The organism is Embleya sp. NPDC008237 (assembly GCF_042956465.1).
Taxonomy (GTDB): domain Bacteria; phylum Actinomycetota; class Actinomycetes; order Streptomycetales; family Streptomycetaceae; genus Embleya.
The window spans coordinates 38,573-51,934 of the sequence record NZ_JBIBGL010000005.1; the positions used below are offsets into that span (position 1 = coordinate 38,573).

The 13,362-nt window shown below is 71.6% G+C and carries 10 protein-coding genes; 4 read left to right on the forward strand and 6 right to left on the reverse strand.

The genetic code is table 11. The features are described 5' to 3' along the window. The first annotated feature begins 1,157 nt into the window (after positions 1 to 1,157). Both ACFZBU_RS14025 and ACFZBU_RS14030 read left to right on the forward strand, forming a co-directional pair. A complete protein-coding gene (locus ACFZBU_RS14025; RefSeq protein WP_391583787.1) occupies positions 1,158 to 1,961 on the forward strand; it encodes a peptidoglycan-binding protein in 804 nt (267 codons plus the stop codon). 1,734 nt (positions 1,962 to 3,695) lie between these two features. Beyond that, entirely contained in the window at positions 3,696 to 4,682 is a 987-nt protein-coding gene (locus ACFZBU_RS14030; RefSeq protein WP_391583788.1) for an aldo/keto reductase, read from the forward strand. 824 nt (positions 4,683 to 5,506) lie between these two features. On the opposite strand, the gene ACFZBU_RS14035 is transcribed toward ACFZBU_RS14030, so the two are convergent. Then, entirely contained in the window at positions 5,507 to 5,632 is a 126-nt protein-coding gene (locus ACFZBU_RS14035) for a hypothetical protein (RefSeq protein WP_391583789.1), read from the reverse strand. A 126-nt stretch (positions 5,633 to 5,758) separates the two neighbouring features. Between ACFZBU_RS14035 and ACFZBU_RS14040 the strand changes: the two genes are divergently transcribed. Beyond that, complete coding sequence (locus ACFZBU_RS14040) at positions 5,759 to 7,252, forward strand: amidohydrolase family protein (protein ID WP_391583790.1); 1,494 nt, start codon at positions 5,759 to 5,761, stop codon at positions 7,250 to 7,252. 296 nt (positions 7,253 to 7,548) lie between these two features. Here ACFZBU_RS14040 and ACFZBU_RS14045 read toward each other — a convergent pair whose 3' ends face one another. The 3 genes from ACFZBU_RS14045 to ACFZBU_RS14055 all read right to left on the reverse strand — a co-directional run bounded on the left by ACFZBU_RS14045 (position 7,549) and on the right by ACFZBU_RS14055 (position 10,603). Then, on the reverse strand, positions 7,549 to 8,799 hold the full coding sequence (locus tag ACFZBU_RS14045; protein WP_391583791.1) for a sensor histidine kinase: 1,251 nt from the start codon (positions 8,797 to 8,799) through the stop codon (positions 7,549 to 7,551). 535 nt (positions 8,800 to 9,334) lie between these two features. Further along, positions 9,335 to 10,120: a CmcI family methyltransferase gene (locus ACFZBU_RS14050; protein WP_391583792.1), complete on the reverse strand. Its 786-nt coding sequence runs from the start codon at positions 10,118 to 10,120 to the stop codon at positions 9,335 to 9,337. A 102-nt stretch (positions 10,121 to 10,222) separates the two neighbouring features. Further along, positions 10,223 to 10,603: a MerR family transcriptional regulator gene (locus ACFZBU_RS14055; RefSeq protein WP_391583793.1), complete on the reverse strand. Its 381-nt coding sequence runs from the start codon at positions 10,601 to 10,603 to the stop codon at positions 10,223 to 10,225. Between the two features lie 133 nt (positions 10,604 to 10,736). Between ACFZBU_RS14055 and ACFZBU_RS14060 the strand changes: the two genes are divergently transcribed. Further along, positions 10,737 to 11,669, forward strand: a complete 933-nt coding sequence (locus tag ACFZBU_RS14060; RefSeq protein ID WP_391584339.1) for a hypothetical protein — start codon at positions 10,737 to 10,739, stop codon at positions 11,667 to 11,669. Positions 11,670 to 11,802: 133 nt separating this feature from the next. On the opposite strand, the gene ACFZBU_RS14065 is transcribed toward ACFZBU_RS14060, so the two are convergent. Both ACFZBU_RS14065 and ACFZBU_RS14070 read right to left on the reverse strand, forming a co-directional pair. Continuing rightward, positions 11,803 to 12,228: a nuclear transport factor 2 family protein gene (locus ACFZBU_RS14065; protein WP_391583794.1), complete on the reverse strand. Its 426-nt coding sequence runs from the start codon at positions 12,226 to 12,228 to the stop codon at positions 11,803 to 11,805. Positions 12,229 to 12,630: 402 nt separating this feature from the next. Beyond that, entirely contained in the window at positions 12,631 to 13,254 is a 624-nt protein-coding gene (locus tag ACFZBU_RS14070; RefSeq protein ID WP_391583795.1) for a TetR/AcrR family transcriptional regulator, read from the reverse strand. Positions 13,255 to 13,362: the final 108 nt, after the last annotated feature.

Below are 13,362 nucleotides of genomic sequence, written 5' to 3' on the forward strand. Positions count from 1 at the left end.
ACCCCGGAGCACCGCTCTCCCCTCGGTCCGGCGCTCACCACCCGGAGCACCGCTCTCCCCTCGGTCCGGCGCTCACCACCCGGAGCACCGCTCTCCCCTCGGTCCGGCGCTCACCACCCGGAGCACCGCTCTCCCTTCGGGGCGGCGCTCACCACCAGAACAGCGCTCACACTCGAGAGCACCTCTCCCGCCCCCACCGAGCCCACAAACCAACACCCCACCCATATTCCCGAGCGCCTGCCCCGACCGCGTTCGGCGCCCACAAAGCGATACGGTGCTCACAACTCGGAGCACTGCTCTCGCTTTTGTGCGACGCTCACCACCGAGGCGGTGCTCACTTGTGAGAGCACTGCTCTCGCCATCTCAATGACGATGTCGCGCGACCCTGGCACTCCGGGAAGGCGATGGCCACCAGGTCCCGCACAAGGGCGCGATCGCCCCGAGCGAAGGCTTGGATCCGCGGCTACGCCGAGTGCGTCGCCCCTCCGGCCTCCGAGCCTTCCAGGTACGGGACGCACGCCCGCTGCGGAACCAAACCATGGGAGTGCGCGCTCGGGGCTGTGCGGTAGTGCCTTCCGTCCGAGACAGATGGCGAACGTCCCTCGCCTGCCATGTCTTCTTCGCGCGCTCGCGCGCCCGCCGCCGTCGGCTTCACCGGCCCGGCGAGGATGGCCGACTCCCGGCCGACCCGCGACTCTCGCGACTGATGGCGCCCGCGCCTCTTTCGGTCCGATCGACGAGCGACGGGATCGGTGGGTTGCACCGAGTGCGCCGATGCGGGATTTGCCGCTAATCACTCGGGACGGAGTCGTGGCCTCGATGCCGATTTCGCCGACTCGGAGGGCTGACGCGACCCAGCAAAGCTTGGCAAGTGCCCCACCGCTGGCGGGAATTCGGAACATCCGGCAGAGCTGCGGCGGCCCAACGCACACCGAGGCTTGGGTAGGGCGATACATATTATGGTCTGATTACTTAAAGTCATCGAACATACACTCGTGGTACACGATGCAGGTCACTGGGTATGCCCCGGTCGACGTCAGAGTGCGCTTCGTGCCGGTTGCGGGGCGTGCCCGAGGTGTGGGTGGGTCCATCGGAACGGGGCCTCTCGCCTCGGCCATCGTGTGTACGTTCCGCCTGGCGTGAAATGGGGGGCGTCCATGGCTACATGGGACGACCTGATCGCACATCTGCAAGCTGTTCCCGAGGGCGTGTACGAGGGCTGGGACGCCCGGAACGGATACGACAACCACACCACGTGGGGTCGGGAGTTCGGCGAGGACGGCGTGCCGTGGTGCGTCATCTTCGACTGGTGCATGTACAACGACGTCGGTCTCGCTCGGATCGTGCCGAAGGTGGACAACGTGTCCGCGTTTGCCGATTGGGCGCGGGCGCGCGGCCAGTGGTCGGAGTATCCGAGTTGGGGGGCGTGGGTCGACTTCGGCAATGGGGCGCACACCGAGATCGTGGTGCGCTTCGACGACGTGCACGTGTACACGAAGGGCGGCAATACGATCCCGACCGGTGGCGACGCGGGCCAAGGCAACGGCGTGTACTCGCACACGTTCCGCCGCACCGACCCGAGGGTGACCGGCTACCTCGCACCCCGCTTTCCCGACGGATGCCCACCGACGGCGGATCCGCACGACCCGCGCGGCAGCGCACCGAGCAGCGGCAGGCCCACGGTTGCCCTTGCGAACGTGATCGACTCGGCCCGGCTCGACCCGCCTGCGGCACAGGGGGCCGCAGCGCACCGCACCGACGTCCTTCTGGTCGAACAGGCGCTTCAGGCGGAGGGATTGCTCGCGTCCGGTTTGGTCGACGGGTCCTACGGCACCGCGACGATCCGGGCGTACGCGGCCTATCAACGTCGTCTGGGCTTTTCCGGTACCGACGCCAACGGCATACCGGGCCAGACCTCCCTGACCCGCCTCGGCAACCAACACGGTTTCCGAGTGCGCTGACCCTCGAACCGTGACGGCCGACGAACGGAAGTGATCTACGAGGGCACGAACCCTGGGCCGAGCTGTGTGTGAGGCATCGAACCCTGTGGGTCGATCGAACCCGACGGGATCAGGCTCTGCGGGATCAGACCCTCTGGGATCGAGACGTGTGGGATCGAACGCTGTGGCGATCGGACCGGTTCCGACAACCGAACCCGGTCCGATCGCCACCCCACCTCCCACCGCTCGCCGGCGCCGCCACCCCACCTCCCACCGCTCGCCGGCGCCGCCGCGCCACCTCCACCGCCACCGCTACCGCGACCCACCCTCCGATCGCCCCACCGAGGCCCATGCCGCCTGTCGCCCCGGCCGGAGGGAGTGGAACCCAACGCCCGCGGTGCGTTCCGACCGCCCTGACTCCGCCGCCTCGTCTCGGCACGTGCGTGCCTTGCGGTTGGCCGCCCGTGGTGTGGAGGACGACTGCCGCAACAACGGGAACTCGAAGCGGTGGCAGCGCTGTTCGGCGTGCACGGAACTCGAGTCGGTGCACGCGGACTTCCTCGTACAGCACGGCTTCGCCCACGTCGTCGACCGCGACGTGGGGGCGGGGTTGGAGGCGGTCGAGCCGGACTTGCGATACGACACCTCCGCCCGACCACCTCGTCTCGGCGCGTGTATGCCCTCACGGTTGGACCGTGGCGTTGAAGTCGACTGCCGCCACAGCCTCGAAGTGGACGCCGCGGCGGCGCTGTCGGAGGGCACGGAACCGGCCACGGTGCTCGCCGACTTCCCTGCGCGCAGCATGGCTTCGGCCACGTCGTCGACGGCGACGTGGGGACGGCGTTCGACGCGGTCGAGCCGGACTTGCGACGCGACATCCCCGCCCGACCACCTCGTCCCGGCCACAACCGTGAGGGTCGATGCGGCGGCGGCGCTGCAGGCGGGCACGAAACTGGCCGTCGCGTGCGCCGACTTCCTGGCGCACCACGGCCGGCCGCGCCGGCGACGGAGACAGCGCCGGCGACGGCGACGTGTGGTGGGGTTCGAGGCCGTGGAGCCGGGCTTGCGATACGACGGCGGCCCTCGCCCGATCGGCTCGTCGCGATGCGTGCGTGCCACGGCGGTTGGGCGCTCGTAGTGGAGGGCAGTTGCCGCCACAACGTGGGAGTGGAGGCGGCGGGGGCGCTGTCGCGGGCGCGGACTGGCCTCGGTGCACGGTGACTTCATTGCGCGCCAGGGCTTCCGGTTACGTCGTCGACGGCGACGTGTGGACGGGGTTCGACGCGGTCGAGCCGGACTTGCGATACGGCACTCGGCTGCCCGAGCACCTTGGACGCAATGCGCGGGTCGGCCTCGATCACGACTCCGACTCGCTTCCCGGCTTCTACAGCCCGTCGTTCAACGACCCGGCGCTCGGTGGCCGCGCATTCGACGACTCCTCGTTCGTCGACCCGGCCTTCAACGACCCCGTGGTCGCCGAGGCCGATGCCGATGCCGACGCCCCGCATACGTCGAGCACGCGGCGGCGATGGTGGTGGTGGTGGTGGTTGCCCCTGTCCAGGAGGTGGCCCGCGTACGCATGGCCCCCGGATGCCGGCTGGCCCCGCGCAACTCCGTGGCCGGTATCCGGATGTCTGGCGGGAGGGGCCGGGCTCATCGGGGTCCGCTGTGCTCGATGCTTGACCTGGAGCGCGCTCCAGGTTGTTGACTCCCGTTCCAGGCCCGACACGAGGGGCCGAACGGAAGGGAAGACCCATGAAGTACCGCACCATAGGCACCGATCCGGCCACCCGCCGCACCGTGAGCGTGCTCGCTCTCGGCGCGATGCTCTTCGGTACCCGGACGGACGAGAAGACCTCCTTCGCGGTGCTGGACCGCTACGTCGAGGCCGGTGGCACCTTCATCGACACCTCCGACAACTATGCCTTCTGGGAGGACGACGGCGTGGGCGGCCAGAGCGAGGCGCTGCTCGGGCGGTGGCGGCGCAGTCGTGGCGTCGGCGACGAGATCGTGATCGCCACGAAGTTGGGCGCGGCCCCGCTGGCGCCGGGCACCGGCTACCTCGACAACCCCGAGGGCCTGTCCGCGAAGGCGATCCGCGAGGCCGCCGAGCGCAGCCGCGAACGTCTGGGGGTGGACCGGCTCGACCTGCTCTACGCACACATCGAGGACCGGACCGTACCGCTGCGCGAAACCGTCGAGGGCTTCGGTGAGTTGGTACGGGAGGGCACGGTCGGGCTGCTGGGTGTGAGCAACCACGCGATGTGGCGGGTGGAGCGGGCGAGGGCACTGGCTGCGGCAGCCGAATTGCCCGGCTACGAGGTATTGCAGTATCAGCACAGCCACTTGCGGCCGCGCTACGACATGCCCGACGCGCTGTTCGAGGACGGCAGCCTGGGGCACGCCGGTCCCGATCTGCTGAGCTACCTGCGGGCCGAGCCCGACCTGACCCTGGTCGCCTATTCGCCGCTGCTGGGCGGCGCGTACGGGCGGGCGGACAAGCCACTGCCGCCGGACTACGACCACCCGGGGACGCCCGCGCGGCTGGCGGTTCTGCGCGAGGTCGCGCAGGAGACCGGAGCCACGGTGAACCAGGTGGTGTTGGCCTGGCAGATGGGCGGGGCGTTCCCGATCATCCCGCTCGCCGGCGCCTCCTCGGTCGAACAACTGGAGGAGAACCTGGCCGCGGTGGACCTGGACCTGACCCGCGACCAGCGCACCCGACTGGACGCGGCCCGCTAGGCCGACGAACCCCGGCACCATCGGCACCGGCACGGCAACGGGCCCGTCAGCACTGCAACCACCATCGCCGAAACCGGCATTGCTGCCCCTACCGGAACCGCCACCGAACGGGACGGCACCTCCCCACGCGAGCCCGTCGCCATCGCCGGTACCACCGGACCAGTCACCGCCACCGCCGCTGCCGCCACGACCGGACCCATCACCGCCGCCGCCATCTCCGGAACCGGAACCTGCACGGCACGGCACGGCACGGCACGGCACCGGCAGTATCGCCGCTACCGGAATCGGAACCGCACAGTCGCCACCGCCCATCGGGCGCGAAAGCACCTCGTCACCCGCGCCCGTCGCCTCCCCGGTGCCGGCCGGGCGGGCCGGGCGGGCCGGGCGGGCCGGGCAACCTAGGCTCCGTCCGGCTGCGGGGGATCCATGCCGGATCCGTCACCATCGCCACCTCCGGAACCAAGCTGGCACCGTCGCCGTAACCGCCCCACCGGACGCGCCAAACGTCTGCCCACCCAGCCCATCGCCACCACCGCCGCCTCCGCCGCGCCACCGCCCCCGGAACCGGCACGGGCACCACCGCTACCGCCCCACCCAACGCGGCAACACCTCCCACCCCAGCCCGTCACCACCGGCACCATCACCGCATCCGCAACCGGCGCAACCATCCCTAGCGAACGCGGCAACACCTCCCTACCCCAGCCCGTCACCACGCCACTTCCGCCGCGCCACCGCCACCGGAACCAGCACGGCTACCACCATCGCCACCGCCACCGCCCCACCCGACCCGACCCGCCCCACCCACATCTCCCCACCCCAGCCCGTCACACCACCGCCACCCCCCGCCGCGCCACCGGCACCCGCACCCGCACCCCAACCGTCGCCACCTCCACTGCCATCGCCATCACCGGCGCCACCGCCACCGCCACCACCGGCACCGCCACCACCACCCCCTCATCGACGCCCCCATCCTGGTAGAACCCGTGCCCGGCTGGTCGGTGTGTACGAAGACGTGGGCCGAATTTCAGTCGCTCGGACGGATCCGCCCCGGCGTCGAGTGCCTACTGTGTGGTCCCATGACGCAATCAGCCGCTCTGCCGTCCGGGACCCACGACCTCGTGTTGCGAGGTGGTCGCGTGCTCGACCCCGAAACCGGGTTCGACGCGGTGGCCGATGTGGGGGTGACCGCCGGCGCGATCAGTGCCGTTTCCCGGGAGCCACTGACCGGCCTGCGGACGTTGGACGCGCGCGGGCTGGTGGTCGCTCCGGGCTTCATCGACATGCACAGCCATTCGCACGACGTGGCCGGCCACCGCCTGCAGGCCATGGACGGGGTCACCACCGCGCTCGACCTCGAAGCCGGCCTGTCGCCGGTCGACGAGGGCTATCGGCAGGCCGGCGCCGAGGGCCGACCGCTCAACTACGGCTTCTCCGCGTCCTGGTGCCAGGCTCGGATGACGGCCGTCGGCGGGTTTCCGCACGGCGGAGGCATCGGCGTCGCGCTCGGCCAACTCGGCGCGCCGGCGTGGCAGCGCGAGGCGGACGACCGCCAGGTGGACGAGTTGCTCGAACTGCTGCGCCAGGACCTCGCCGCCGGTGCGCTCGGCATCGGGATCGTGGTCGGCTACGCACCGCGGGTCAAGCCCGAGGAGTACCTCGCCGTCTCGCAGTTGGCCGCCGGCGCAGGCCGCCCGACGTACACGCACGCCCGGAACCTGGTCGAGCAGGACGAGAACACGCTTGTCGACGGTGCCGAGGAAATCGCCCGCGCGGCGGCGGAAACCGGGGTGCATGCACACTTCTGCCACGTCCAGTCCACCTCGCTCCGGCACACCGACCGGGTGATGCGGCTGATGGACACCGTGCGCACCGAGGGCGGGCGGGTCTCCACCGAGGTCTACCCCTACGGCGCCGGGATGACGGCCATCGGCGCGGCCTTCCTCGCCCCCGAGCACCTCGGCTGGGCCGGCATCACGCCCGGCGACATCGTCTACGCCCCCACCGGCGAACGCCCGGCCGACGCCGCGCGGCTGCGCGAGTTGCGCGCGAAGGACCCGGGCGGCCTGGCCATCGTGCACTTCCTGGACGAGACCGACCCGCACGATCGCGCGTTCGTGGACCGGGCCCTGCTCAATCCGGGCAGCGTGATCGGCTCCGACGCGATGCCGTTGACCTGGACGAACGGGCCGGCCGACCCGATGGCGTGGCCGCTGCCGCCGAGCGCGATGACCCACCCGCGCACCTCGGGCACCTTCTCGAAGGTGCTGCGCCGCTACGTACGCGAGCAGGGCGCGCTCACCCTCATGGACGCGATCGCGCGCAGCAGCTTCGGGCCCGCGCAGATCCTCCAGGAGAGCGTGCCCGCGATGCGCCGCAAGGGCCGCGTGCAGGCGGGGTGCGATGCCGACCTGATCGTCTTCGATCCCGACACGGTCACCGACCAGGCCACCTACGAACACAGCACGCGCCCGTCCACCGGATACGCGCACGTCCTGGTCGGCGGCGTACCCGTCGTCCAGGACGGGATCCTGTGCCTCGACGCCCTCCCGGGTACCCCGGTCCGCGTCTGACACCCCCGGCCGCGGAGCGCACGGGCAGCCCCGACGGGGCGCAGCCGACCACACGTACGCCCCGCGGCCGGGTCCGTCCGCGCCACGGCTCGGCCGAGGTTCCGTTCGCCCCGCGCCCCTGCGGATGGCTCCGTCGGCTCCGTCCGCTCCGCCTCGCAACGCCCCCGAACTTCGCACCCGGCGCGGGCCCAGCGCTCCACCCCCACCCCGGCCCGCCCCACGTACCCGGCCCGGCCCCACCACCTACGGACACCACCCCCACCCCACGTACCCGAACACCCACACCCACCCCCGCCCTACGTCCCCGCCCCGGCCTCCGCGTCGAAGGGCAGTGTGAGGTGGACGCGGAAGCCGCCTTCCGGGCGTTCGCCGGCGGACAGGGTGCCGCCGAGGATCTTGGCTCGCTCGTGCATGCCGATCAGGCCGTGACCGGTGCCCGAGCCGACCCGTGGTCGGGCCGCGTCGCGCCCTGGGCCGTCGTTGGCAATGCTGACGGACAGCCGGTCCGACAGGTGCCGGATCCGGACGTCGGCACGCGGCGTCCCGGCGTGCTTGACCACGTTCGTCAGTGCCTCCTGGACGATCCGGTAGACGCACAGTTCCAAACCGGGGGCCAGGTGCCTCGGTGCGCCCTCCGTGGTCAGGTCGACCGTGACGCCGACCGCGCTCATCCGCTCGGCCAGATCCGCGAGCCGATCCAGCCCCGGCATCGGATCGGCTGCGCCATCGACACCGCCGACACCGCCGACACCATCGACTCCGCCGACTGCGCCGACTGCGCCGACGCCATCGATGTCGCCCACACCGTCGGCCCGTTGCCCCTCGCCGCCGTCCTCGTCGAAGTCGACGCGGAGCAGCGACAACAACCGCCGCATCTCGTCCAACGCGTCCCGCCCCGCGTCCCCGATGACGTCCAGGGCGGCGCGCGCCGCGCGAGGGTCGGAATCGAAGACGTACGAGGCCAAGCCCACCTGCACGGTGATCACCGACATGTGGTGCGCCACCACGTCGTGCAGTTCCCGGGCGATCCGTACCCGCTCGTCGACGATCGCGCGCCGGGCCCGTTCCTCCTGCTCGCGTTCCAGGCGCGCGGTGAGCAGGACCAGTTGGCGGTTGCGCTGCGCGAGTCTGCGCACGGCGTCGCCGATCACCACCGCAACGACCGGGACCAGTACGGCCTGGGCGAGTACCAGCGCCGGCCCCAGCCGGCCCCGCATGCCGCTGAAGGCGACGACCGCGGCTACGAATACCGCTCCCATGGCCGCGCTCCGCGGTGGTCGCTGACCGGCCAGGGTCACCAGCGCGATCACCGGCGCCCAGAAGTTCAACGAGGGCTGGTAGCCGGCGGCCAGGTACACGGTGTACATCGACCCCGACGCGATCAGCACCGGTACGGGAGCGCGCCGGCGCAGCGCGAGCGGCAGGCTCAGCGCACAGGTGAGCAGGTACGCGGTCGCGTCGAAGCGCACCCAGCCGTCCGGATGCAACTGCTGCCCCGCCACGCAACCGCCCGCGGCCATCGCCACCGCCAGGATCGCGTCGACCATCCACGGGTCCGGGCGCCGGATCAGGGCCCGGACGTGGGCACGTCCGGGCCCCTCCCGGCGCGAGCCGCGCGGCCTATCGCGGAACACTGGGCCTCCGGCTCCGCCGCCCGATGGGCGGTACCCGTTCGTTCATGTCCTACCGGCGACGGTCGACGGAAGCCGAGAGGGATCCGCGCAGATCCCGGCAGTCCGAACCGAGCCCCCGTCCCCCGAGTCGCGGCTACGTTCCACCACACGCATCGCGCTTCCGTCTCCCGTCGACCACCCCGCGCCGCCGCCCGGCGTCCTTCGACGTCGACCGGCCGAGACCAACGCTATGAATCCGGCGCCGGTTCGACATTCCCTCGTCGGATGAGAACCGAGTCGAACTCCGGCGGTACATGCCGCGCCGACTCCACCCACCGCGGTATACGGCGCCCGCCGCGCGGCCGGGCCCACCCACCGGCAAGTCGCCACGCGGATCCGCGAGCGGCTCGTCACCAGGCGGCACTCCGCCCGCGGCCACTCCGCCCGCCGCCGCTCAGCCCCCAGCCGCTCAGCCCCCGGCCTCGATCCGTTGCAGCCACCCGTGCGGATGGCTGGTGACCCCGTACAGCTCCAGGTCGCGGCGGGTGGTGAAGGCGCCACCCTGTTCGGTGGCCAGCCAGTCGGCGATGGCGGGCAGCACGCCGCCGGGCATGCCGGGCGGGCACAGGTCCGGGTCGTCGACGATGCCGTCCTCGACGACGAAGAACCCGCCCTCCGGGACCAGATGGGCGAAGTTGCGCAGCGCGGCGGTGGTCGTGGCGTATTCGTGCAGGGTGTCCTCGACCACCAGGCAGCGCGCACCGGGCGGGATCAGGTCCGCGACGCGGTCGACGAGCCTCGGGTCGGTGACGTCGCCGGCCACGAGGGTGATCTCCCGTTCGAAGGCCGGGTCGGCGGCACGCAGCAGGCCGGCGGCACGATCCTGATCGAGGTCCACCGAGATCACCCGGATCGCCTCCGGCACGCGCCCGTAGCCGGCCTGGGTGCGCAGCCGGTCACGAAACCACAGGGCCGAGCCGCCCAGGTGGGTTCCCAGTTCCACCACCACCTGCGCGCGTGAGGACCACATCACGTGCTCGAACACGCGCAGGTCCTCGGGAAACTTCTTGATCCGCAGCCCGGCGTACCAATCGCGGACGTGTTGCCGGCCGCGCGCTCGCCGGTATTCCAGAAGCGTCGCCTCGTGGTCGGCGGTGACGGTCGGCGGCAGTTGTGCGACCTCGATGTGATCGGTGATGGTGATCCTCTCCTGTCCCGGTGTCTCGACGGGTCGGGCCACGGGCGGGCCGCGCACGGCTCGACCCGCTTTCCATTGAAAAGGTGGATCACCGATTCGGGCAGCCTTTTACCGATCGTTTCACCGTAATTGGGGCAGTCGACGCCTCGCCGTTCGGAATCAGTCCGGCAGGATCGAGCGGTACCAGTCGATCTTGCCGCGCAGGTGCCCCTGCTGGGTGCGCAACAGCGCGATCTGCCGTTCGACGGCGGTGTCGTGCTTCTCCAGCAGGGCGATGCGCTCGGCCAGGGATTCCTTGTCCCCCGTGCGCGCCAGTTCGGCGTAGCGGAGCATGTCCGCGATCGGCATGCCGGTGTCCCGCAGACAGCGCAGGATGCCGAGCCACTGGAGGTCGTCCTCGGTGAAACGGCGGTGGCCGCTGGGCGCCCGGTCCACGTCCGCCAGCAGGCCGATGCGTTCGTAGTAGCGCAGGGTGTCAAGGCTGAAACCGGATCGTTCCGCCGTCTCGGCCGGGGTCAGGTAGCGCGTCGCGGTGGTCATGACCGCATTGTGCCCGCAGTCCACACCACCCCGCGCCCCCTTGCGGGCACCCGGTCGGCGTGCCGGCCCCGGATGTCGGTCCGAACCGTGCGCGGTTGACCCTGACACCGTGTCAGGCGCTGTGCTGGGTCGCATGATCGCCTACAACGGCTCCGGGCCGTACTGCTACACCCATTGCCTGTGCATGATGCTCGGCTCGTACGCGCCGGCTCCGGCCGTGGTCGAGACCCTCACCGGCTCACCGTTCGGGATGCAACTCGTCGCCGGCGAAACGCCGTTCTTCGACCCGTTCGGCTGGGATCCGGAAATCGGCCTGGACGCCGCGATCGCCGCGCTGGGCTGGACCTGCGAGCGCGAGTGCGGCGGCTCCGCGGAGGAGGCGCGGGACCGGTTGCGGGCCGCCTGCGCACGGGGTCCGGTCCTGGCCGGGCCGCTGGACCTGGGACTGCTGACGTATCGGCCCGGCACGCCGGCGGCGGGCGGCGGCGACCACTACGTGGTGGTCCTGGCCGCCGACGAGGACACCGTGCTCCTGCACGATCCGCAGGGGCATCCCTACGCCCGGCTGCCCATCCGGGAGTTCACCACCGCGTGGCGCGGCGCGTCGATCGCCTACCTGGACGCGCCGTACGTGCTGCGCACCCGGTTCACCCGGGTCCGCGAGGTCGCCGCCGCCGATGCGCTGCGCGAGTCGCTGCCCGCCGTCGTGCGCTGGCTCGAGGGCCGCCAGGACCTGCCGGTACCGCCGGGCACGCTCGGCGGCGCGGACGCCCTGGCGGCCCTGGCCGACGCGGTCGCGCACGGGCTGGCCCCGGACGTGCGGGCCCTGTTGGCGGCCTTCGGCATCCGGGTCGGCGCCCGCAGGCTGAACGACGCGGCCGTCTGCCTGGCCGAGTCGGGCCTCGCCCGGGCGGCGCGGGTGGCGGCCCGGCAGGCCGCGTCGGTCGGAGCGCTGCAATATCCCCTGGTGGTCGAGGACGACGCGGCACTGGCCGCCGGGCTGCGTCGTCTCGCTCCCACCTACGCGGCACTTCGCGGGGAGCTCGCGTCCGCGCTGACCGACTGACACCCCGTCAGGATCGGTCGCCGACGCGCACGTTCCGCGTCGGCGACGGACCGGTCGCGGTCCGTCCCGGGTCGCCCGCGTCGTGTCGTCGCGGGCGGACCGGGCCACCGTCGAGCCCCCACCGGGTCCCACGTCACGGCGACTTGCTGTAACCCAGCGCCTCGACGATGCGTCCGTCGCGGTTCTGCATCAGGTTGACGCCGGCCACCCACGCGGAGTCGGCATGTGCGTCGCCGAACACCTCGTTGACCTCGCCGGCGGCGAAGGACACGTGCCACTTGATCACCGCACGGTCCCCGAAGACGTACACGTCCTGCGGCTGGAAGCTGGTGCCGGTGTCCGCCGCCAGGTCCTGCCAGAACCCGAGGCAGGCGTCCAGGCCCTCGTACCGCGTGCCCTCGGGCGCCGGTTGCACGCTCACCATCACGCAGTCGTCGGCGACCAGACCGACCAGCAGCGCCGGGTCGTGCGTGGTGAACGCGAGGTTGAACCGCGCGATGACCTCGGCGGTCGTCCGGGTGGCGGTGGTGGCGGTGGCCGTGGTGGTGTTCTCCGACATGGCATGGCTCCTGTTGTACTCGCTGTGAACTCGGTGGAACTTTGTGCGCGCTCGCGAACTCCCGGAACGCTGTCCGGCCCGGCCCACCCGCGTCCCGACTCCGTGTCGGCCCACTCGCGGCCCGGCCTCCGTGCCGGTCGACTCGCGACCCGATGTCCGTACGGCCCGACCTGCGGCCCGAACTCCGCGCCGCCCGACCGGCGGCGGCTCGTGGAAACAATCCTGGGCCCGGCGCACAGTCCGAACAATTCCCTGCAGGGAATGACCGAGCCCCCGGCGGCGGGGTCGGACCCGGCGGCGTCCGAGGCGCTGAACCTGGGCGCCGCCGCCGGCCCCGTGCGGCGGATCCCGGCCGAGCCGCACCGTCGGACCGCCGCACCGCCCCCGGCGGCCCGCCCGGCCCTAGAGTGCGCACCCCGGATCCGTGGCCGGGTGCCGGATCAGCGGCAGGTAGACGTCGTCCACGATGTCGAGGACGACCGCGTCCTCGATCGGTGCCCCGAACAGCAGAAACTCGTTGCGCAGCAGGTCCGTTGCCACCGTGGCGCGGCGCGAGGTCGGGATCGTGTCCTCGATCTCGCCGCGCTCGACCGCCCGTTCCAGGATGACCCGGAGCGACGACGGGCCGACCGTGTGGAAGCGCTCGCGGATCAGCCGGGCGAGTTCGGGATCGTGGCCCGTCTCGGCGAGCAGGCCGCGCAGGATGTCGCCGACCGGACCGGCCAGCTTGGCCGAGATCCGCCGCAGCAGCGTGATCATGTCGGTACGCAACGCCCCGGTGTCGGGCGGGTCGACGTCCGCCACGCCGGGCAACTTGCATGCGTCCACGGCCAGTTCGGCTCGACTGGACCAGCGGCGATACAGGGTGGCCTTGCCGGTGCGGGCGCGCGCGGCCACCCGCTCCATGGTCAACCCCGCATAGCCCACCTCGACGAGCTCCGCCAGGGTCGCCGTCAGGATGGCGGACTCCAATTCCTCGCCGCGCCGACGCGGCCCCTTGCGGTGGTCGACCGTCTCGTCGACCACAATCCGATCGACTTTGGGTGACAGCTTAACTCCCTTGAGTCATGGAGAGGTCGTTGCGTTCTCTGAACGGGCAGCCTAGCCTCCCAACCAGAGAACTATTCGTTCTCT